The organism is Pseudonocardia kujensis, assembly GCF_021283305.1.
GTDB classification, from domain to species: Bacteria; Actinomycetota; Actinomycetes; order Mycobacteriales; family Pseudonocardiaceae; genus Pseudonocardia; species Pseudonocardia kujensis.
Genome location: NZ_JAJSOK010000022.1, coordinates 76761 through 97023, shown reverse-complemented (window position 1 = coordinate 97023; position 20263 = coordinate 76761). Strand labels below are relative to the sequence as shown.

Annotated in this window: 19 protein-coding genes and 1 tRNA gene; 16 read left to right on the top strand and 4 right to left on the bottom strand. The window is 74.7% G+C overall.

Annotation, left to right across the window (positions count from 1 at the left end):
- Positions 1 to 10: 10 nt before the first annotated feature.
- Both LWC35_RS17555 and LWC35_RS17550 read left to right on the top strand, forming a co-directional pair.
- Positions 11 to 3460, top strand: a complete 3450-nt coding sequence (locus LWC35_RS17555) for an indolepyruvate ferredoxin oxidoreductase family protein (protein ID WP_232871221.1) — start codon at positions 11 to 13, stop codon at positions 3458 to 3460.
- A gap of 113 nt (positions 3461 to 3573) precedes the next feature.
- Positions 3574 to 4890, top strand: coding sequence for an MFS transporter (locus tag LWC35_RS17550; RefSeq protein WP_232871220.1), 1317 nt, complete (start codon positions 3574 to 3576; stop codon positions 4888 to 4890).
- Positions 4891 to 4894: 4 nt separating this feature from the next.
- On the opposite strand, the gene LWC35_RS17545 is transcribed toward LWC35_RS17550, so the two are convergent.
- The gene (locus tag LWC35_RS17545) at positions 4895 to 5641 is read right to left on the bottom strand and encodes a Mut7-C RNAse domain-containing protein (protein WP_232871219.1); all 747 of its coding nucleotides are present in this window, start codon (positions 5639 to 5641) and stop codon (positions 4895 to 4897) included.
- Between the two features lie 103 nt (positions 5642 to 5744).
- On the opposite strand from LWC35_RS17545, the gene LWC35_RS17540 reads away from it, so the two are divergent.
- From LWC35_RS17540 to LWC35_RS17520, 5 genes are all read left to right on the top strand, one after another.
- Complete coding sequence (locus LWC35_RS17540) at positions 5745 to 6437, top strand: RibD family protein (RefSeq protein WP_232871240.1); 693 nt, start codon at positions 5745 to 5747, stop codon at positions 6435 to 6437.
- The gene (locus LWC35_RS17535) at positions 6430 to 7401 is read left to right on the top strand and encodes a zinc-dependent alcohol dehydrogenase (protein WP_232871218.1); all 972 of its coding nucleotides are present in this window, start codon (positions 6430 to 6432) and stop codon (positions 7399 to 7401) included. The genes LWC35_RS17540 and LWC35_RS17535 overlap by 8 nt, the downstream gene beginning before the upstream one ends.
- A gap of 18 nt (positions 7402 to 7419) precedes the next feature.
- Entirely contained in the window at positions 7420 to 7821 is a 402-nt protein-coding gene (locus tag LWC35_RS17530; RefSeq protein WP_232871217.1) for a 6-pyruvoyl trahydropterin synthase family protein, read from the top strand.
- The gene (locus tag LWC35_RS17525; protein WP_232871216.1) at positions 7818 to 8867 is read left to right on the top strand and encodes a glycosyltransferase family 4 protein; all 1050 of its coding nucleotides are present in this window, start codon (positions 7818 to 7820) and stop codon (positions 8865 to 8867) included. Before LWC35_RS17530 ends, LWC35_RS17525 begins: the two co-directional genes overlap by 4 nt.
- A 167-nt stretch (positions 8868 to 9034) precedes the next feature.
- A complete protein-coding gene (locus LWC35_RS17520) occupies positions 9035 to 9970 on the top strand; it encodes a lysylphosphatidylglycerol synthase domain-containing protein (protein WP_232871215.1) in 936 nt (311 codons plus the stop codon).
- Positions 9971 to 10179: 209 nt separating this feature from the next.
- Here the strand turns inward: LWC35_RS17520 and LWC35_RS17515 are convergent.
- Positions 10180 to 10263 (bottom strand) — tRNA-Leu (locus LWC35_RS17515).
- A gap of 106 nt (positions 10264 to 10369) precedes the next feature.
- Here LWC35_RS17515 and LWC35_RS17510 point away from each other — a divergent pair.
- Together LWC35_RS17510 and LWC35_RS17505 are read left to right on the top strand one after the other, a co-directional pair.
- The gene (locus LWC35_RS17510) at positions 10370 to 11686 is read left to right on the top strand and encodes a M20/M25/M40 family metallo-hydrolase (RefSeq protein ID WP_232871214.1); all 1317 of its coding nucleotides are present in this window, start codon (positions 10370 to 10372) and stop codon (positions 11684 to 11686) included.
- A gap of 34 nt (positions 11687 to 11720) precedes the next feature.
- The gene (locus LWC35_RS17505) at positions 11721 to 12497 is read left to right on the top strand and encodes an SDR family NAD(P)-dependent oxidoreductase (RefSeq protein ID WP_232871213.1); all 777 of its coding nucleotides are present in this window, start codon (positions 11721 to 11723) and stop codon (positions 12495 to 12497) included.
- Here the strand turns inward: LWC35_RS17505 and LWC35_RS17500 are convergent.
- Together LWC35_RS17500 and LWC35_RS17495 are read right to left on the bottom strand one after the other, a co-directional pair.
- Complete coding sequence (locus LWC35_RS17500) at positions 12494 to 12724, bottom strand: DUF5703 family protein (protein WP_232871239.1); 231 nt, start codon at positions 12722 to 12724, stop codon at positions 12494 to 12496. The two genes, LWC35_RS17505 and LWC35_RS17500, sit on opposite strands and share 4 nt — an antisense overlap.
- 139 nt (positions 12725 to 12863) lie before the next feature.
- Positions 12864 to 13811: an aldo/keto reductase gene (locus LWC35_RS17495; protein ID WP_232871212.1), complete on the bottom strand. Its 948-nt coding sequence runs from the start codon at positions 13809 to 13811 to the stop codon at positions 12864 to 12866.
- A 94-nt stretch (positions 13812 to 13905) separates the two neighbouring features.
- On the opposite strand from LWC35_RS17495, the gene LWC35_RS17490 reads away from it, so the two are divergent.
- From LWC35_RS17490 to gnd, 7 genes are all read left to right on the top strand, one after another.
- The gene (locus LWC35_RS17490; protein WP_232871211.1) at positions 13906 to 14724 is read left to right on the top strand and encodes an undecaprenyl-diphosphate phosphatase; all 819 of its coding nucleotides are present in this window, start codon (positions 13906 to 13908) and stop codon (positions 14722 to 14724) included.
- Between the two features lie 48 nt (positions 14725 to 14772).
- The gene (locus tag LWC35_RS17485; protein WP_232871210.1) at positions 14773 to 15504 is read left to right on the top strand and encodes a histidine phosphatase family protein; all 732 of its coding nucleotides are present in this window, start codon (positions 14773 to 14775) and stop codon (positions 15502 to 15504) included.
- A gap of 61 nt (positions 15505 to 15565) precedes the next feature.
- A complete protein-coding gene (locus tag LWC35_RS17480) occupies positions 15566 to 16156 on the top strand; it encodes a DUF3090 domain-containing protein (protein WP_232871209.1) in 591 nt (196 codons plus the stop codon).
- A gap of 81 nt (positions 16157 to 16237) precedes the next feature.
- Positions 16238 to 16966: an SCO1664 family protein gene (locus tag LWC35_RS17475; protein WP_232871238.1), complete on the top strand. Its 729-nt coding sequence runs from the start codon at positions 16238 to 16240 to the stop codon at positions 16964 to 16966.
- Positions 16967 to 16976: 10 nt separating this feature from the next.
- The gene (gene ygiD, locus LWC35_RS17470) at positions 16977 to 17849 is read left to right on the top strand and encodes a 4,5-DOPA-extradiol-dioxygenase (RefSeq protein ID WP_232871208.1); all 873 of its coding nucleotides are present in this window, start codon (positions 16977 to 16979) and stop codon (positions 17847 to 17849) included.
- Between the two features lie 171 nt (positions 17850 to 18020).
- Complete coding sequence (locus LWC35_RS17465; protein ID WP_232871207.1) at positions 18021 to 18632, top strand: hypothetical protein; 612 nt, start codon at positions 18021 to 18023, stop codon at positions 18630 to 18632.
- A gap of 154 nt (positions 18633 to 18786) precedes the next feature.
- Positions 18787 to 20220 carry an NADP-dependent phosphogluconate dehydrogenase gene (gnd, locus tag LWC35_RS17460; RefSeq protein WP_232871206.1) on the top strand — a complete coding sequence of 478 codons (1434 nt, stop codon included), beginning with the start codon at positions 18787 to 18789 and terminating at the stop codon, positions 20218 to 20220.
- Positions 20221 to 20263: the final 43 nt, after the last annotated feature.

The window sequence follows — 20263 nt, the reverse complement described above, 5'->3', positions numbered from 1 at the left end:
GGAGCCGAGCTTGAGCATCGACACCACCGTGACCCTCGACGACCGCTACGCCGCCGAGCGCGGACGGGTCCTCCTCACCGGGATCCAGGCACTGGTCCGGCTGACCCTGGAGCAGCGGCGCCTGGACGCCGCCCGCGGGCTGGACACCCGGGTGTTCGTGTCCGGGTACCAGGGTTCCCCGCTCGGCGGGCTCGACTCCGAGCTGCTGCGGTCCCGGCGGTTCCTCGACCCCGCGGGCGTGGTGTTCCAGCCGGGCGTGAACGAGGAGCTGGCCGCCACCGCGGTCGCCGGCACCCAGCTGCTCGGGGAGGTGCCCGGCCGTCGGCACGAGGGCGTCGTCGGGTTCTGGTACGGCAAGAATCCCGGCCTCGACCGGGCCGCCGACGCGATCCGGCACGGCACCCTCGCGGGGACCGCCACGCTCGGTGGCGCGGTCGCGCTGATCGGCGACGACCCGGCGTCGAAGTCCTCGACCGTGCCCAGCTCGTGCGAGCCGATGGCGCAGAGCCTGGCGATGCCGCTGCTCGCGCCGGGCACCGTGCCCGAGATCGTCGAGCTGGGCCTGCACGCCGTGGCGCTGTCCCGGGCGACCGGGCTGTGGACCGGGCTCAAGATCGTCGCCGACATCGCCGACGCCTCGGCGACCGTCGACGTCGAGGGCCTGCGCCTCGGGATCCCGGTGCCGCCCGCGCGGCCCCGCCCGCCGGTCGGCGCGCTCGTCGGCCCCGCCGCGCTCGACGCCGAGCACGACATGCTGACCCGCCGCCTCGACCTCGCCCGTGCCTACGCCCGCGAGACCGGGCTCAACCGGGTCACCTTCACCGCACGGCGGGCCAGGCTGGGCATCCTCGCCAGCGGCACCGGCTACGCCGTGGTGCAGCGCGCGCTGGAGGACCTCGGGCTCGGCGAGGCCGCGCTCGACGACCTCGGCGTCCGGTTGATCCGCCTCGCGATGCCCTTCCCGGCCGATGCCGCGGAGCTCGCCGCGTACACCGCGGGGCTCGCGGAGGTGCTCGTCGTCGAGGACAAGGTGCCGTTCCTGGAGGGGCACCTCAAGGAGGCCCTGTACCGCGTGCCGGACGCGCCGCTGGTGATCGGGCGCCGCGACGAGCGGGACCGTCCGCTCCTGACGGCGCGGGGCCAGCTCGGCGCCGAGGACGTGGCGCGCGCGATCGCGTCGCGGATCGGCCACGACCGACTGCCCCGCGCGGCGGCGGTGCACCTGTCGGCGATCGAGCCGAAGAAGCCCTCCCGGATCGGGCTGCCGCTCGCCGGCGCCGGGTCGTCCGCGGCCCGCACCCCCTACTTCTGCTCCGGCTGCCCGCACAACACCTCGACCCGCACCGGCGACGACACGCTGGTCGGCGTCGGCATCGGCTGCCACGCCATGATCGCGATCAACGGCGAGGGCCGCGGCCACCGGATCGGGCTGACCCAGATGGGCGGCGAGGGCGCGCAGTGGCTCGGCCTCGCCCCGTTCACCGACGACCGGCACTTCGTGCAGAACCTCGGTGACGGCACCTTCCACCACTCCGGCTCGCTGGCCGTGCGGGCGGCGGTGGCCGGCGGTGCCACCATGACCTTCAAGCTGCTCTACAACGACGCCGTCGCGATGACCGGCGGGCAGCAGGCCGTCGGGCGGCTGTCGGTCCCGGAGATCACCACGTTGCTGGCCACCGAGGGCGTCCGGCGGATCGTGGTCACCACGGACGACCCCGGAAAGTACCGCGGCGTCGCGCTCGACCCGATCGCCTCGGTGCGGCACCGCGACGACTTCGCCGCGGCCGAGGCCGAGCTCGCCGCCGTCGACGGCGTGACCGTGCTGATCCACGACGACCGCTGTGCCGCCGAGGAGCGCCGGCTGCGCAAGCGCGGGAAGCTCCCCACCCCGGCGGAGAAGGTCGTCGTCAACGAGCGGGTGTGCGAGGGCTGCGGCGACTGCGGGGACAAGTCGACCTGCCTCTCGGTGCAGCCGGTGGAGACCGAGTTCGGCCGCAAGACCCGGATCCACCAGCCGTCGTGCAACTCCGACCTCTCCTGCCTCAAGGGCGACTGCCCGTCGTTCCTGCTGGTCGAGCCGGGCGCGCCGGTCCGGAGGGAGGTCCCGCCGCTGCCGGTCGCGCTCGTCGAGCCCGAGCCGCGCTTCGACGGCGCCGAGACGCTGATCCGGATGCCCGGCATCGGCGGGACCGGCGTGGTCACGGTGTCGCAGATCCTGCAGATGGCCGCGCACCTCGACGGCCGGTTCGCCGCCGGGCTGGAGCAGGTCGGGCTGGCCCAGAAGGGCGGCCCGGTCGTGTCCGACGTCCGGATCGCCAAGCAGCCGGTCCGGGGCTCGCTGCGGGCCTCCCGGGGGACCGCCGACGTGCTGGTCGGCTTCGACCTGCTCGGCGCGGCCGACGCGGCCAACCTCGCCGTCGCGCGGCCGGGGCACACCGTGGCCGTGGTGAACAGCGCGATCGTGCCGACGGCCGCGATGGTGACCGGGCGCGTGGTCCTGCCGGGCTCGCCCGACGACGCGCTGGAGCGCATCGCCGCCGCGACCGGCGGGCAGAACGTGCACGTCGACGCCCAGGGCCTGGCCGAGGCGCTCTTCGCCGACCACATGCCCACCAACATGCTGCTGCTCGGCGCGGCCTACCAGCACGGCTGCCTGCCGGTGAGCGCCGAGGCGGTCGAGCAGGCGATCCGGCTCAACGGGGCGGCCGTGGAGACGACCCTCGCCGCGTTCCGGTGGGGCCGGGCCGCGGTGCTCGACCGCGAGGCCGTGATGGCCGCCGCGCTGCCGCCGGCCCGGGCGACGGTGGAGGTGTCCGCGCGGTCGCGGGCTCTCGCGGAGGGCCTCGACGAGGCCGTCGCGGTCCGGGTCGAGGACCTCACCGGCTTCCAGGACGAGGCCCTGGCCGCCCGCTACGCCGAGGAGGTCCGCCGGGTCGCGGCGATCGCCGCGGACCAGGCCGGCGCGGCGGGCGAGCGGGTCGCGCTCGCGTACGCCCGCGGGCTGCACAAGCTCCTGGCCTACAAGGACGAGTACGAGGTCGCGCGGCTGCACCTCGACCCCGTGGAGAAGGCGCGTCGCGACGCCGAGTTCGGCCCCGACGCCGCGGTCTCCGTCCTGCTGCACCCGCCGGTGCTCCGCGCGATGGGGATGAGGAACAAGATCCGGCTGTCCGGGCGGACCGCCGAGCTCGCCTTCCGCGGCCTGCGCGCGGCCAAGGGCCTGCGCGGGACCCCGCTCGACGTCTTCGGCTACGCCGGCGTCCGGCGCACCGAGCGGGCGCTGGTCGGGGAGTACCAGGCGCTGGTGCGGTCGGCTCTCGACGCGTTGACCCCGGGGAACGTGGAGCGGGTCGTCGGGATCGCGGAGCTGGCCGACGAGGTCCGCGGCTACGAGGAGGTCAAGCTCGCCGCCGTCGCGCGGTTCCGGGCCGCGGCGGCGGACGCGCTCGCGGCTCTCTGACACCCCCCACCGTGCCGGACCTGCACCGCTCCGTCGAGCAGACACACGATCCCCGGGGCATCCTCGACCCCGGCAAGGTCGTCTGACCCGACCCCTTGGGAAGGAACCCTCGCATGAGCTCCGACACCGCCGTCGGGACCGAGGAGCGGCTGGTCCGCTCCGGTGTGCGCCGGGCCGGCCGCCGGCTCGTCCCGCTCCTGATCCTGCTGTACTTCGTGAACTACCTGGACCGCGTGAACATCGGGTTCGCCGGGCCCAACGGCATGAACGAGGAGCTGGGCCTGTCGGCCACGCTCTTCGGCGTGGCCGCCGGGGTGTTCTTCATCGGCTACCTGCTGCTCGAGGTGCCCAGCAACCTCATGCTGCACCGCTTCGGGGCCCGCCGGTGGATCGCCCGCATCCTCGTGACCTGGGGGATCATCGCCACCCTCATGGCGTTCACGCCCAACGCCACCGTGCTGATCGTGCTGCGCTTCCTGCTCGGCGTGGCCGAGGCGGGCTTCTTCCCCGGGATCATCCTGTACCTCACGTACTGGTTCCCGGCGGCGCAGCGGGCCCGGATGACGGCGTGGTTCATGACCGCCATCCCGATCTCCACCGCGCTGGGCGCGATCGTGTCGTCGCTGATCATCGAGCACGGCGACGGGCTGTTCGGGCTCTCCGGCTGGCGGGTGATGTTCCTGCTGGAGGGCATCCCGTCGGTGCTGCTCGCCTTCGTCGTGTGGTTCGCGCTCACCGACCGGCCCGCGGTCGCGAAGTGGATGCCGCAGGAGGAGAAGGACGCTCTGGAGCGCGCGCTCGCCGCCGAGGGCCGTGCGGTCTCCGAGGCCGGCCCGCGGTCGGTGCTCGGCGCGCTGAGGAGCCCGCGGGTGCTCGCCCTGTCCTGGGTGTACTTCGGCGTGGTCTACGGCCTCTACGCGCTCGGCTTCTTCCTGCCGACGATCATCAAGAACTTCTCCGCGCAGTACGGCACCCACTTCACCACCGTGCAGCAGGGGCTCATCAACGCGATCCCGTACGTCGTCGGGCTGGTGGTCATGATCGTGTGGACCCGGCGCTCGACGAACCCGACGGTGCGGGTGGCCGTGCCCGCGCTGGTCGGCGGCGTGGCCATCCCGATCGCGCTCTACCTGGCGAACCCGTGGCTGGCGATGGTCGCCGTGACGCTCTGCGCCTGCGGCGTGCTGGCGGCGCTGCCCGGCTTCTGGTCGCTGCCCACGGCGTACCTGACCGGCGCCGCGGCCGCGGCCGGCATCGCGTTGATCAACTCGCTGGGGAACCTGTCCGGGTTCGTGGCCCCGTACGTCACGGGTGCGCTGTCCGACGCCACCGGCAACAACAAGGTCGGGCTGTGGGTCGTCGGGATCTGCATGGTCTCCGCGGCCGTGGTGACCTGGCTGCTGCGGCGGACCCGGAACCCGACGACGTGATCGTTCAGGGGCGGCGGCGCGCCACCACCGCGCGCGCCGCCCCCACGATCCGCTCCAGGCCCTCCCCGTGGGCGCCGTGCCAGTACACGCGCCCGCAGGAGCGGCAGCGGGCGAACTCGGCGTAGGTGCGCCGGGTCCCGGCCGCCAGCCGGTCGGCCACCTCCTCGGCGGCGACGGGCGCGAGCTCGCCGTTGCAGGCGGTGCACCGGGTCGACGGGGCGAGCGGCGGGGCGAACCGGTCGAGCACGTCGGCGAGCTGGTCGTCCGGGCGGTCGCCCCGCACGTGCGCGCCGGCCCAGAGGGCGCGGCGCATCAGCAGGCCTCGGTCCTGGGTGAGCACGATCCGGCGCTGCGCGGCGCCGTCGCGGACCAGCTCGGCGTCGTCCGCGTCGTTGCGGTAGGCGGCGTCGATCCCGAGCACCCGCAGCCGGCGGGCCAGGGTCCCCAGCCCCACGTCGAGCAGGAAACCGGTCGCGCCCGGCACGTCCTGCGGCCGGTCCACGGGCAGGATCGCGACCTCGGTCCCCGGCACCGGGCGGTCGCGCGGTGCGGCCGGGCGGCCGTCGAGCCGCAGCGCGCCGACCTCGGTGAGCGGGATGCCGAGGCTCTGCACCACGTGCCCGAGGGTGGCGTCGCCGTCCCACGGCACGGTCGCCCGGGCGCGGCGGCGCTCCCGCGAGAGGAACGGCCACAGCGCCGGGTCGGGGCGCACGTCCAGGTCGGCCGGGGTGCGCCGCTGCGGATCGGGCACCCTCCCGACGCTACCGGCCGGTGCAGGTGCACTGCGCCGTCCGGGGCAGTCCCGGTTCGCCGCTGGCACGCGGGCTTCCCGAGACGGCACGATGCGGGACGTGATGGACCGTCCGTACGTGATCGCCTCCGCGGCGGTGTCCCTCGACGGCTACATCGACGACGTCGCCGAGGCGCGGCTGATCCTGTCCGACGACGAGGACCTCGACCGCGTCGACGAGGTGCGGGCCTGGGCCGACGGGGTGCTGGTCGGGGCCAACACCATCCGCACGGACGACCCGCGGCTGCTCGTCCGCTCCGCCGAGCGGCGCGCGGCCCGCGTCGCGGCGGGCCGGCCCGCGTCGCCCGCCAAGGTCACGCTGACCCGCTGCGGCAAGGTCGACGCGGGGGCCCGGTTCTTCACCGCGGGCGACACCGAACGACTCGTCTACACCTGCGACGCCACGGCGGACGAGGTGCGCTCGAAGCTCGGCGGCGTCGCGACCGTGGTCGGGGCGGGCGACCCGCTCGCGCTGCCGCGGATGCTCGCGGACCTGCGGGAGCGGGGCGTCGAACGGCTGCTGGTCGAGGGCGGCGGGTCCGTCCACACCCTGTTCCTCGCCGCCGACGTGGTCGACGAGCTCCACGTGGTCTACGCGCCGTTCTTCGTCGGGCAGCGTGACGCCCCGCGGTTCGTCAACCCGGCCGCGTTCCCGCAGGGCCCCGCCTCCCGCATGCGGTTGACCCACGCCCGGCAGATCGGCGACCTGATGTTCCTGTGCTACCGACCCCGCAGAGATCGAGCCGGGCATGGCTGAGCATGCGCTCTGGCTCGACGCGCCGGGTCGGGTCTCCCTGCACGAGGTCGAGGTCGCGGGGCCGGGGCCGGACGAGGTGCTGGTCCGCACGCTGTACACGGGGGTGAGCCGGGGGACCGAGGCACTGGTGTTCCGCGGCGGTGTGCCGGAGAGCCAGCGGGCCGGGATGCGGGCGCCGTTCCAGGAGGGCGAGTTCCCGGCACCGGTGAAGTACGGCTACCTCAACGTCGGGGTGGTCGAGGAGGGCCCGGCCGCGCTGGCCGGCCGCCCGGTGTTCTGCCTGTACCCGCACCAGACCCGCTTCGTGGTCCCGGCCTCCGCCGTCACGCCGGTGCCGGAGGGGACGCCGCCGGAGCGTGCGGTGCTCGGCGGGACCGTGGAGACCGCGGTCAACGCGCTGTGGGACGCCGCGCCGCTGGTCGGCGACCGGATCGCCGTCGTCGGGGGCGGGATGGTCGGCTGCTGCGTCGCCGCGCTGCTCGCGGGGTTCCCGGGCGTGCGGGTGCAGCTCGTCGACCCGCTGCCGGCCCGCGCCGCGGTCGCCGACGCGCTCGGGGTGCCGTGGGTCCCGCCCGAGGAGGCGGCGGAGGGCTGCGACCTCGTGGTGCACACCAGCGCCACCGAGGCGGGGCTCGCGCGGTCGCTGGAGCTGCTCGGTCCGGAGGGCGAGGTCGTCGAGATGTCCTGGTACGGCGACCGCCCGGTGCGGGTGCCGCTGGGCGAGGCCTTCCACCCCGGCCGGCTGACGATCCGCAGCAGCCAGGTCGGGATGGTGTCCGCCGCCCGGCGCACGCGGCGGACCTTCGGCGACCGGATCGCCCTCGCGCTGCGCCTGCTGGCCGATCCGCGGTACGACGCCCTGGTCACGAGCGAGGGGGCGTTCGCCGAGCTGCCCGCGGACCTGCCGCGGATTCTCGCCGACGGCGGTGAACCGTCCGGCCTCCTGCACCGTGTCACCTACTGACACCGCGAGGAGGAGCAGTTGTTCGGGATCACCGTCCGCGACCACATGATGGTCGCCCACAGCTTCCGCGGCGAGGTCTTCGGACCGGCGCAGCGGCTGCACGGCGCCACGTTCGTGGTCGACGCGACCTTCCGGCGCGCCGATCTCGACGCCGACGACCTCGTCGTCGACATCGGGCTGGCCACCGCCGCCCTGCAGGCGGTGCTGGGCGAGCTCACCTACCGCAACCTCGACGACGACCCCGCCTTCGCCGGCCGCAACACCTCCACGGAGTTCCTGGCGAAGGTCGTCGCCGACCGGCTGGCCGAGCGGGTCGCCGCCGGCGAGCTGGGGGAGGGGGCCCGAGGCCTCGAGGGCATCGCGGTGACGCTGCACGAGTCCCACGTGGCGTGGGCGACCTACGAGCGGTCCCTCCCGTGACCGTGGCCGCACCGGTGCTGGCCGCCGTGCTGCCCGCCGACGTCGACGACCCGCAGCGGCCCAGCGGCGGCAACGTCTACGACCGCCGCGTGCTGGCCCGGCTCGCGGGGGTGCAGGAGATCGCGGCGGGCGGGACGTGGCCCGCGCCGTCGCCGGGCGACCGGGCGGCGCTCGCGGCCTCGCTCGCCGCGCTCCCTGACGGGGCGGTCGTCCTGCTCGACGGGCTGGTCGCCTGCGGGGTCCCCGAGGTCGTGGTCCCGGAGGCCGGACGGCTGCGGCTCGTGGTGCTGGTGCACCTCCCGCTCGCCGACGAGGCCGGCGCCGACCCCGCGCTCGCCGACCGGGAGCGGGCGGTGCTGCGGTCCGCCGCGGCCGTCGTCGCGACCAGCGCGTGGTCGGCCGGGCGGCTCGCCGCGCTGCACGGCCTGCCCGCGGTCCCGGTGGTCACGCCCGGCGCGGATCCCGCGCCCCTCGCCGCGGGTTCGGGCGGCACGAGCCTGCTCTGCGTCGGCTCGGTGACCCCGACGAAGGGACAGGACCTGCTGGTCGGGGCGCTGGCGCAGGTCGCGGCGCGGCCGTGGACCTGCCGGCTGGTGGGGCCGCTGGGCCGGGCGCCCGGGCACGTCTCGCTCGTCCGGCGCGCACTGGAGGGGCACGGCCTCGCCGACCGCGTCCGGCTCGACGGCCCGCTCACCGGCGCGGCCCTGGACGAGGCCTATGCCGCCGCCGACCTACTGGTCCTGCCCTCGCGGGCCGAGGCCTTCGGGATGGTGGTGCTGGAGGCGCTCGCACGCGGGATCCCGGTGCTGGCCACGGATGTCGGCGGGGTGCGGGAGGCGCTCGGCGGCACACCGTCCGGCGAGGTGCCCGGCCTCCTCGTCGCGCCCCACGTCGACGACCTCGCCGCGGGGTTGCGGGACTGGCTCGACGACCCGGCCCTGCGGACCCGCCTCCGCCGCGCCGCCCACGAGCGGCGGCGGACGGTCCCGGACTGGGAGGCCTCCGCCACCGCGCTCGCCGCGATCCTGCAGGGGGTGCGGTCGTGAGCGCCCCGGTCGTGTCGGCCCGGCCAACGCAGTCCGGATCCATAACGCGCTCGAGCCCTGGGGCTGAGTCGCAGTATGGATCCATAACGCGTTCGGGTCCTGGGGCGGGAGCGCGTTATGGATCCATAGCGCGTGGCGTGGGTGGTGCGTGGCGGGCGGTGCGGCCGGTGGTGGGGGCGTCCCGGGTGCGGGCCGCCGCGGCGGTGGTGCTGCTCGCCGTCGTGATCTGGCGGCTGGGCGCGGGGCCGGTGGTCGAGGGCCTGCGCGCGCTCGACCTCCCCGCCGTCGCCGCGGCGCTCGCCCTCGGCGCCGCGACCACGCTCTGCGGCGCCGCCCGCTGGGTCCTCGTCGCCCGGCGCCTCGGGATGCCGCTGCGCCTGGGACCGGCCGTGGCGCACTGCTACCGGGCGCTGTTCCTCAACTCCGTGCTGCCCGCCGGGATCCTCGGCGACGTCGGCCGGGCCGTGGAGCACGGGCGCGCGGTCGGCGACGTCGGCCGCGGCGCCCGAGCCGTGATGCTGGAGAAGGCCGCGGGGCAGGTCGCGCTGGTGGTGGTCGGCACGGCCGTGCTGGTCGCCGAACCGGCCGTCCTCTCCGCGTTGTCCGTGCCGGTCCAGGTCTGGGGCCCCGCGCTCGGCGTGTTCGGCGTGGCCGTCGTCGTCGCGCTGCGGGTCCGCCGGGTCCGGAGCGGCCTGGGGACCCTGCTCGCCGACGCCCGCCGCGGCCTCCTGGCCCGCGGCGCTTGGCCCGGCGTCGCCCTGCTCTCGCTCGCCGCGCTCGCCGGATACCTCGGACTGTTCCTGGTCGCCGCCCGGACGGTCGGCGCGACCGCCCCCACCGCGCAGCTGCTCCCGCTGCTGGTGCTGGCGCTGTTCGTGATGGGGCTGCCGGTCAACGTCGGCGGGTTCGGACCGCGCGAGGCCGTGGCCGCCGTCGCGTTCGGGGCGGTCGGCCTCGGCGCGGCCCAGGGGCTGTCCGCCGCCGTGGCCTACGGCGTCCTGACGCTGGTGAGCACGCTCCCCGGCGGCCTGGTCCTCCTGGCCGGCCTCCTCCGCCGGACCGTCCGCCGCCCCGCCGTCGCACCGACACCGGCCCCGGCCTGATCGACGGATGCGTGCGCCGGCGGTCGTCCCCGCTGCCGCCGGTGCACGCACCCGCCGATCGCCGATCAGGAACGTGGGCGCGCTCGGTGCACGGAAGCGACGATCACCGGGCGACCCCCGAGAACGACGAAACCCCGGTCCGGCGGACCGGGGTCGTGATCGAGGAGATGTTCCCTGGGCCAGATGTCCTCTGTGCCAGACGTTCTCTGTGTCCGAGGGGGGACTTGAACCCCCACCCCCTACTCGGGGACTAGCACCTCAAGCTAGCGCGTCTGCCATTCCGCCACTCGGACCTGCACCGCCCGGGCCCTGCCCGGTGCGACCGTTGAAGCATAGCGGAGGCGTTCCTGACCCCGCGCAGGGGCATGGGTGTCGGGGCGGGGTGGTAGGAACATCGTCATGACCGGCCCGCTCAGCGCGGTGGACGAGGTGGTCGAGCTCTGCTCGGACCTCATCCGCATCGACACGTCCAACACCGGCGACCCGGAGACCGTCAGGGGGGAGAAGGAGGCGGCGGAGTACGTCGCCGCGAAGCTGACCGAGGTCGGCTACGAGGTCGAGGTGCTGGACTCGGGCGCCCCCGGCCGCACGAACGTCTTCACCCGGCTGAAGGGCGCCGACCCGTCGCGGGGCGCCCTGCTGATCCACGGCCACCTCGACGTGGTGCCCGCCGAGCCGAGCGAGTGGTCGGTGCACCCCTTCTCGGGTGCGGTGCAGGACGGCTACGTCTGGGGCCGCGGCGCCGTCGACATGAAGGACATGGTCGCGATGACCATCGCGGTCGCGCGGCAGTTCAAGCGGGAGGGCTACGTCCCGCCGCGGGACATCGTGTTCGCCTTCGTGGCGGACGAGGAGGCCGGCGGCTCGTACGGGTGCCAGTGGCTGGTGGAGCACCGGCCGGACCTGTTCGAGGGCGTGACCGAGGCGGTCGGCGAGGTGGGCGGGTTCTCGCTCACCCTGGGCCGGGACCGGCGCGTCTATCTGATCGAGTCGGCCGAGAAGGGCATGGCCTGGATGCGCCTGCGCGCCAAGGGCAGGCCCGGCCACGGCTCGTTCCTGCACGACGAGAACGCCGTGACCGTCCTCTCCGAGGCCGTCGCCCGGCTCGGCAACCACCGGTTCCCGCTGGTGATGACGGACACGGTGCGCGCCTTCGCCGAGCAGATCCGCGAGCTCACCGGCATGGAGTTCCCGGACGAGGACATCGAGGGCGCCTTCGCCAAGCTCGGCCCGGTCGCGCGCATGGTCGGCGCCACGGTCCGCGACACGGCGAACCCGACCATGCTCAACGCCGGCTACAAGGCCAACGTGATCCCGTCGACGGCCGAGGCCGTGGTCGACTGCCGGGTGCTGCCCGGCCGTCGGGACGCGTTCCTCCGCGAGGTGGACGAGCTGCTCGGCCCGGACGTCGAACGCGAGTGGATCCAGGACCTGCCGGCCCTGGAGACCGAGTTCGAGGGCCCGCTGGTCGAGGCGATGGCGGCGGCGCTGCGCAGCGAGGACCCCGACGCGCGGACCGTCCCGTACATGCTCTCGGGCGGCACGGACGCGAAGTCGTTCGTCCAGCTGGGGATCCGCTGCTTCGGGTTCGCGCCGCTGCGCCTCCCCCCGGACCTGGACTTCGCCTCGCTCTTCCACGGCATCGACGAGCGCGTGCCCGTCGACGCGCTGGAGTTCGGCGCCAAGGTTCTGGACCGCTTCCTGCGAACGGCGTGAGCAGGAACATGAGACAGAGCCTGAGGAACTCGTGATGGATCTCGCGAACAAGGTCGCCCTGGTCACGGGCGGCGCCTCCGGCATCGGCGCGGCCGCGTCCCGGCGGCTGGCCGCGGCGGGCGCGCACGTGGTCGTCGCGGACCGGGACGGCGACGCCGCCGAGCTGGTCGCCGGTGAGGTCGGGGGCACGGCCCGGATCGCGGACGTCACCGACCCCGACGCCGTCGCCGCGCTGGTCGCCGCCGCCGAGGAGGTGCAGGGCCACCTCGACGTGGTGCTGCTCAACGCCGGCATCACGTCGGGCCAGTCCGGGACCGCCGACCTGGATCTCGCCGGCTACCGGGCGATCATGGGCGTGAACGTCGACCACGTGGTCTTCGGGCTCACGGCCGCGGTCCCGGCGCTGCGCCGGGCCGGGGGCGGCCGGATCGTGGCCACGGCCTCGCTCGCCGGCCTGGTCCCGATGCCGGGCGACGCGCTCTACACGGCCTCGAAGCACGCCGTGGTCGGCTACGTCCGCTCGGCGGCGCCGGTCCTGGCCACGGAGGGGATCGTGGTCAACGCCGTGTGCCCGGGCTTCGCCGACACCCCGCTGATCGCGCGGGCCAAGGACCAGTTCGGCGACTTCCCGCTGCTCACCGCCGAGGACGTGGCCACCGCGATCGAGTCGGTGCTGGAGCGCGGAGAACCGGGGGAGTGCTGGTTCGTGCAGCCCGGGCGCGAGCCCGCACCTTACGGCTTCCGCGGGGTGCCGGGGCCCAAGGGGGCCGGGGCGCCCCCGTCGGTGGACTGGGAGACGGGCCGGCCCTAGTAGGACAGCTCCGGCAGCATCTGGCCCGTGCGCCGGCGGCGCAGCCACACCTTGCGCACCCCGCCGGGGTAGAGCCGGACCCGGGACAGCTCCCATCCCGCGTACTCGGCCTGGATCGCGAGGCGCACCGCGGCCGTCAGCCGGGGCACGTCACCGTCGATCCGGAGGGGGCGGTACTCCCAGTCCCCCTCCACGTGGGGATTCCCTTCGGGATCGACTGCCTCCACCGCACCGGTACCTGCCACCGGTCACCTCCCGCCGTGCTTCGCGACCCCCGGTGAACCTGGGGTTACACGACCACCATACGAGGGTGTCGCGCGCGGGGGCCAGGGTCCGACCAGGTTCGGCCGGGCCGTCGCGGAGCGGTCAGGGCCCGGCGCTGACGTCGTCGAGCGCGGCCCGGATCTCCGGCGGCAGGGACACCGACTCGGTGGCCAGGGAGGCGGAGAGCTGGGCGGCGTCGCGGGCCCCGACGACGGCCGCGGCCACCCCGGGCCGGTCCCGCACCCACGCCAGCGCGACCGCGAGCGGCGAGGTCCCGAGCCCGTCCGCGGCGGTGAGCACGGACTGCACGATCCGCGCACTGCGCTCGTTGCGCCGGGCCTCGACGTAGGCGGCCAGCACGGGTGAGGTCGCGCGCGAGTCGGCGGGCGTGCCGTCGGTGTACTTGCCGGTGAGCACCCCCCGCCCGAGAGGGGCCCAGGCGAGCAGCCCCAGCCCGTGGTGCCGGGCCGCGGGCAGCAGCTCGGCCTCGGGGCCGCGGTGCAGCAGCGAGTACTCCGCCTGCGCCGACACCGGGAGCACGACGTTGCCGAGGGCGCGGGCCCGCTCGGCGACCGTGGCGAGCTGCCAGCCGGCGGGCGCGACCAGCCCCGCGTAGCGGACCTTGCCGCTCAGCACCGCCACCTGGATCGCCGACAGCGTCTCCTCGAGCGGGACCTGGGGATCCCAGCCGGGCAGCTGCCACAGGTCGAGCCGGTCGGTGCGCAGCCGGCGCAGGGTGGCGTCGAGGCCGTGCAGCAGGGCGCCGCGCGCGGCCTGCCGGCCCAGCGCGCCGTCGGGCGGGCCGCCGCGGGCGGCGATCACGAGGTCGTCCCGGTCGACCAGGCCGGCCTCGAGGTGCGCGCCGAGGACCTCCTGGGCGGTGCCGTCGCCGTAGACGTCCGCGGTCTCGACGAGCGTGCCGCCGCCCTCGACGAAGGCGAGGAGCTGCTCGCCCGCGCCGTCGGCGTCGGTGTCCTCGCCCCAGGTCATCGTGCCCAGCCCGATCCGGGACACCTGCAGCCCCGACCCCCCGACCCTCCTGCGCAGCACCCCGGTGAGCCTGCCACCAGGGGGTGGGTCCGCGGCGGCCGACCCCGCCCTCGCTACCGTGACGCCCCGTGACCGAGACCCGGGGAGACGTCCGATGAGCTGGCTCGAGGTCGTGGTGCTGGGCCTGGTGCAGGGGCTGACGGAGTTCCTGCCGATCTCCTCCTCGGGGCACCTGCGGATCGTGTCCGGGCTGTTCTTCGGCAACGACCCCGGCGCGGCGTTCACCGCCGTCAGCCAGCTCGGCACCGAGCTGGCCGTCCTCATCTACTTCGCCAAGGACATCTGGCGGTTGGTGTCGGTCTGGTTCCGCGGGCTGCGCGACCCGGAGGCCCGGCTGAACCCGGACTACCGGGTCGCCTGGCTGGTCATCCTGGGCACGATCCCGATCGGCGTGCTCGGCGTGCTGTTCCAGGACGCGATCGAGACGGTGGCGCGCAATCTCTGGCTGATCGCGACCACGCTGATCGTCTTCGGCATCCTGCTGGGCCTGGCCGAGCGGTACGGGGCGCAGCGCCGCACGATCGAGCAGCTCACCGTCAAGGACGGCATCCTGCTCGGGTTCGCGCAGGCGTTGGCGCTGATCCCGGGCGTCTCCCGGTCCGGCGGCACGATCACCGCCGGTCTGTTCCTCGGGCTCGAGCGCGCCGCGGCCGTGCGCTACTCGTTCCTGCTCGCCATCCCCGCGGTCGTCGCGGCCGGGGTGTTCCAGCTCAAGGACGTCACGGCGGGCGACACGACGGTCCCGCAGATGGTGGTGGCCACCGTCATCGCGTTCGTGGTCGGGTACGCCGTGATCGCCTGGCTGCTGAGGTTCGTCGAGCGCAACAGCGTCTACGTCTTCGTCGCCTACCGGATCGCCCTCGGCGTGGCCCTGATGGCCGCGTTGGGCATCGGCGCGGTGTCCGCCACGTAGCCGGACCACCACCTGGCCGGACCACGGCGGCACGTAGGCTCGATCGTCGTGACCACCCTGATCCTGCTCCGGCACGGCCGGTCAACGTCCAACACCGCGGGGACGCTCGCCGGCCGGACGCCCGGCGTGGAGCTGGACGACAAGGGCCGCGAGCAGGCGGCGGCGGTGGTCGAGCGGCTCGCGCCACTGCCGATCGCCGAGATCGTCACCTCGCCGATGCTGCGCTGCCGGCAGACCGTCACCCCGCTGGCCGAGGCCCGCGGCCTGACCCCGGTCGTGGAGGAGGACCTCTCCGAGGTCGACTACGGCGACTGGACCGGTGGGAAGCTCTCCGAGCTGGCCAAGGAGGACCTCTGGAAGGTCGTCCAGGCCCACCCGTCGGCGGCGGTGTTCCCCGGCGGCGAGGGCCTCGCCGGCATGCAGGCCCGCGCGGTCGCGGCGGTCCGGCACCACGAGCGGCGGATCGCGGAGGCGCACGGCCCGAACGCGGTCTGGGTCGCGTGCAGCCACGGCGACGTGATCAAGTCGGTGCTGGCCGACGCACTCGCCAGCCACCTCGACAACTTCCAGCGGATCGTCGTCGACACGTGCTCGGTGTCCGTCGTGACCTACACGAAGACCAGGCCGTTCGTCGCGCGGGTCAACGACGTCGGCGGCGACGTCGCGTCGCTGGTGCCGCCCCCGCCCGAGGAAGGAACCGAGGGACGGGGCGACGGGACACCCGAAACCGCCGCCGAACCCTCCTCCGACGCGGTGGTCGGCGGCTCCACGGGGGCCTGATCGGCTCGTCGGCCACACCGGGGTGCCACGCTCGCGGGGTTGGCCTACTCTGGGTTTCGCCATGTCACGCGTCATCCACGTCTTCCGCCAGCCCGAGCGCTTCGTCGCGGGCACCGTCGGCGAGCCCGGCGACCGCGCCTTCTACCTGCAGGCCATCCAGGACGCGCGGACGATCAGCGTGCTGCTCGAGAAGCAGCAGGTCTCGGTGCTCGCGGAGCGGATCGAGGCGCTGCTCGCCGAGATCGCGCGGCGGTTCGGCACCGAGGTCGACACCGGGCAGGAGGTCGAGTCCGCGGACAACGACCCGCTGGCGGTGCCGCTCGAGGAGGAGTTCCGGGTCGGCACGATGGGCCTCGGGTGGGACGCGGACTCGCGGTCCATCGTGGTCGAGCTGCTCGCGGTGACCGAGGAGGAGGTCGACGAGTCCGTCGTCCTCGACGACACCGAGGAGGGCCCCGACGCGCTGCGGGTGTTCCTGTCCCCGGTGCAGGCCCGCGAGTTCGCCGACCGGGCCGAGAAGGTCGTGTCCGCCGGGCGCGCCCCGTGCCCGCTGTGCGCGGAGCCGCTCGATCCGCAGGGGCACGTGTGCGTGCGGCTCAACGGCTACCACCAGCGCTCCCCCATGGGGGACGTCTCCGGCGCGGGCGAGTAAACGCGCTTGACCGGTTCCGACCTGCGCGATCCCGCGGTGCTCGACGTCCTGCGCAGGGGACGCATCGAGGTCACCGGGCGGATGGTCGACGCCTCCAACGCCACCCTGTTCGGCACCGTCTCGGCCGACGGCTGCACCCTGCAGTGCGTCTACAAGCCGGTGCGGGGCGAGCGCCCCCTGTGGGACTTCCCCGACGGCACGCTGGCGGGTCGCGAGGTCGCCAGCTTCCTGATCTCCGAGGCCGCCGGTTGGCACGTCGTGCCGCCGACCGTGCTGCGCGAGGGCCCGTTCGGCCCCGGCATGGTGCAGGCCTGGGTGGAGACGGGGACCACCGAGGACCTGGTCGACATCCGCTCGCCCAAGAAGGTCCCGCGGGGCTGGCGGGGCGTGCTGCGCGCGCGGGGGGACGACGGCTCTCCCGCCGTGCTGGTCCACGCCGACGACCCGCGGCTGCGGGCGATGGCGGTGTTCGACGTCGTCGTCAACAACGCCGACCGCAAGGGCGGGCACGTGCTGGCCGGCGACGACGGCCGGGTCTACGGCGTCGACCACGGGCTCACGATGCACGTGGAGGACAAGCTCCGCACGGTGCTCTGGGGCTGGGTCGGTGAGGAGCTCAGCGACGCGGAGATCGAGGCGCTGTCGAAGCTGCGCGCCGAGCTCGCCGGGAACCTCGGCGAGGAGCTGGGCCCGCACGTCACGCTCTCGGAGATCCAGGCGCTGACCGACCGCGTCGACCTCATGCTGGCGGTGCCGTTGTTCCCCGAGCCCTCGGGCTACGGGCCCGCCATCCCCTGGCCCGCGTTCTAGGATCCCGACCATGAGCACGGCGGCGGCAACCCCCATGCCGGCGGCGTTCGTCGGGCACGGCAGCCCCATGAACGCCCTGGAGCGCAACCGCTGGACCGAGTCCTGGCGCGCCCTCGGCGAGGCGCTGCCCCGGCCGCGGGCGGTGCTGGTGATCTCCGCGCACTGGTACATCAACGCCACCGCCGTGACCGCGATGCCGCGGCCCCGCACGATCCACGACTTCTTCGGCTTCCCGCCGGACCTGTTCGCGGTCGACTACCCGGCCGCCGGGGCGCCGGAGCTCGCCGAGGAGGTCGCGGAGATCGTGAAGCCGACGTGGGTGGGTGCCGACGTCGACAGCTGGGGTCTCGACCACGGCACCTGGTCGGTCCTCGCGCACGTCTTCCCCGGGGCGGACGTGCCCGTCGTCCAGCTGTCGATCGACGCGACGAAACCCCTGGAGTACCACCTGGACCTCGGCGCGCGGCTCGCCCCGCTGCGCGAGCGCGGGGTCCTGGTGCTGGGCAGCGGCAACGTCGTGCACAACCTCGCCGGCATGGATGCCCGCCGCCCCGAGTCCGGCTTCGACTGGGCGCAGCGGTTCGACGACGCCGCACGGACCGTGCTCACGGGCGAGCCGGCGGAGGTGCTGCGGCTGCGGGAGGCCCGGGACTGGGCGGACGCGGTGCCGACGCCGGACCACCTCGTCCCGGTGCTCTACCTCGCCGGGCTGGGCGCGGCGGCCGGGCACGGCGCCGAGGTACTGGTCGACGGCTACACCTACGGTTCGCTGTCGATGACCTCGTACACCCTCGACCTCGACGGCGGGGCGCCCGCGACGACCGGCGCGGACCACGCCGCGCCGCTGCCCGACGGCGTGCCCCCGGAGTCGACGAACATCTAGCCGACGGGCCACCCCCTGTGGTGTTCCCGGGACCCGCCGTGAGCGGAAGCACCACCCGGGACCGGCCGTTCGCCGCCTCGGGAACGCGCCTCCGCAGGGCTGCTTACGCATTTCCGCGTATGGCCACGGGACCCGTGGCTCGCCACGCTGGGTGACCAGGAGGTGGAGCGGGTGGATGCGGGGACGGGGGTGCGCCGCGCGCTGCCGTACGCGCCGGGCGAATGGGCCCGGCTGGTCTCCTCCGTGGTCGCGGGCCTCGCGACCGTGGCCGGGTCGAACCGCCCGAGCCCGCTGCCGCCGGGCCTCGTGCTGGAGTGCGGTCACCACCTCGTCGTCGCCCTCGATCCCGTGTGCCGGACCGCGTGCCGCACGGAGCAGCACCTCAGCCCGCACCTCGTGTACGTGACCGTCGACCCGGGCGACGTCACCGTGCTCGGCGCCGCCGCCCGCGAGCTGGGGACGCGGCTGCTGCCGCCCGCGCCCGGCGGGGCCGCCGGGCCGTGGTGGGGGCCGGAGTCACCCGTGCCGGAGTCGCCCGTGCTGGACCCGCCGGCCACCGGGACCGCCGAGGCGCCGGCCGTGCTGGTCCCCGACATGACCCTGGTCCACGTGCTGCTCGACACCGACCACGGCACGGACACCGACGTGCTGCACCGCTGGGGTGCCGACGGCGCCGTGCTCGGCACGCCGCCGCCCGAGGCGCTCGCCGCGCACCACCGCGTCGCCGCGCGGGTGCTCACCCTGTGGCGCGCCGGCCTGGCCGAGCCCCACTCCGCCGAGTAGCGGATCACACGTCCTCGGGGGTGCCGCGGGTCGCCCCGGCCCCGCCCCGGGGGGCAGGATGGGCCTCCGGGAGCGGGCGGCGCGGAGCGCGCGGCCGCCTGCCGGCGGCAGTCACCGGTAGCGACGAGCGACACCACACCGAGGGAGCGAGCGCATGGCGGAGAAGAGCCGGATCGGCGTCACCGGGCTGGCGGTGATGGGCGCGAACCTCGCCCGCAACATCGCGAGCCGCGGCGTCGCGGTCGCCGTGCACAACCGCACCACGGCGAAGACCGAGCAGTTCATGGCCGAGCACGGGAGCGAGGGCGACTTCACGGCCACCGAGTCCGTCGAGGACTTCGTGAACGCGCTGGAGCGGCCGCGGCGGATCATCGTGATGGTCAAGGCGGGCAAGCCGGTCGACGCCGTCATCGCCGAGCTCACTCCGCTGCTCGACGAGGGCGACATCATCATCGACGCGGGCAACTCGCACTTCCCGGACACCGTGCGCCGCACCGAGGAGTGCGCCGCGAACGGGATCCGGTTCATGGGCGTCGGCGTGTCCGGCGGCGAGGAGGGCGCGCTGCTCGGGCCGAGCATCATGCCCGGCGGCGACCCCGAGGCCTACGCCGAGGTCGAGGAGATCTTCACCGCGATCTCCGCCAAGGTCGACGGCACGCCGTGCTGTGTGCACGTCGGCCCCGGCGGCGCCGGGCACTACGTCAAGATGGTGCACAACGGGATCGAGTACGCCGACATCCAGCTCATCGCCGAGGCGTACGACCTGCTCACCCACGTCGCGGGCCTCGATGCCCCGGCGATCGGGAAGATCTTCGAGGAGTGGAACACCGGGGACCTCGAGTCCTTCCTCATCGAGATCACCGGCAAGGTCCTGGCCAAGACGGACGAGAAGACCGGACGCCCGCTCGTCGACGTCATCGTCGACCAGGCCGAGCAGAAGGGCACCGGCCGCTGGACGTCGCAGGACGCGCTGGACCTCGGCGTCCCGCTGACCGGCATCACCGAGGCCGTGTTCGCCCGGACGTTGTCCGCGCTCCGCGACGAGCGCAAGGCCGCGTCGACCACCCTGGCCGGCCCGTCCCCCGCGCAGAAGGCCGACGAGCAGCTGGTCGAGGACATCCGGCAGGCGCTCTACGCGTCGAAGGTCGTGGCGTACGCGCAGGGCTTCGCCCAGATGCGCGCGGCGTCGATCGAGAACGGCTGGGACCTCAAGCTCGGCGACATGGCCACGATCTGGCGCGGCGGCTGCATCATCCGCGCGCAGTTCCTCAACCGGATCCGCGACGCCTACGCCGAGCACCCCGACCTCGACAACCTGCTGATGGTCCCGTACTTCACCGAGGCCGTGGCGAACGCGCAGGACGCGTGGCGGCGGGTCGTGACCGTGGCGACCGAGCAGGGCGTGGCGATCCCGGCCTTCTCGTCGTCCCTGAGCTACTACGACGGCTACCGCCGCGAGCGCGGCCCGGCCAACCTCATCCAGGGCCTGCGGGACTACTTCGGCGCCCACACCTACCGGCGGATCGACGCCGAGGGCGCCTTCCACACCCGCTGGGCGCAGGACGGCTCCGAGGTCCGCACCGACTGACCCCGTGGGTGCCGGGTGCCCCGCGTGCGGCACCCGGCACCCA

What these genes read in the sequence shown, in the direction of transcription:
- gnd (WP_232871206.1), top strand. Translation starts at nt 18,787, where the DNA reads ATGGCGGAGAAGAGCCGGATCGGCGTCACCGGGCTGGCGGTGATGGGC.
- LWC35_RS17475 (WP_232871238.1), top strand. Translation starts at nt 16,238, where the DNA reads ATGGTCGACGCCTCCAACGCCACCCTGTTCGGCACCGTCTCGGCCGAC.
- LWC35_RS17535 (WP_232871218.1), top strand. Translation starts at nt 6,430, where the DNA reads ATGGCTGAGCATGCGCTCTGGCTCGACGCGCCGGGTCGGGTCTCCCTG.
- LWC35_RS17550 (WP_232871220.1), top strand. Translation starts at nt 3,574, where the DNA reads ATGAGCTCCGACACCGCCGTCGGGACCGAGGAGCGGCTGGTCCGCTCC.
- LWC35_RS17540 (WP_232871240.1), top strand. Translation starts at nt 5,745, where the DNA reads ATGGACCGTCCGTACGTGATCGCCTCCGCGGCGGTGTCCCTCGACGGC.
- ygiD (WP_232871208.1), top strand. Translation starts at nt 16,977, where the DNA reads ATGAGCACGGCGGCGGCAACCCCCATGCCGGCGGCGTTCGTCGGGCAC.
- LWC35_RS17505 (WP_232871213.1), top strand. Translation starts at nt 11,721, where the DNA reads ATGGATCTCGCGAACAAGGTCGCCCTGGTCACGGGCGGCGCCTCCGGC.
- LWC35_RS17490 (WP_232871211.1), top strand. Translation starts at nt 13,906, where the DNA reads ATGAGCTGGCTCGAGGTCGTGGTGCTGGGCCTGGTGCAGGGGCTGACG.
- LWC35_RS17480 (WP_232871209.1), top strand. Translation starts at nt 15,566, where the DNA reads ATGTCACGCGTCATCCACGTCTTCCGCCAGCCCGAGCGCTTCGTCGCG.
- LWC35_RS17510 (WP_232871214.1), top strand. Translation starts at nt 10,370, where the DNA reads ATGACCGGCCCGCTCAGCGCGGTGGACGAGGTGGTCGAGCTCTGCTCG.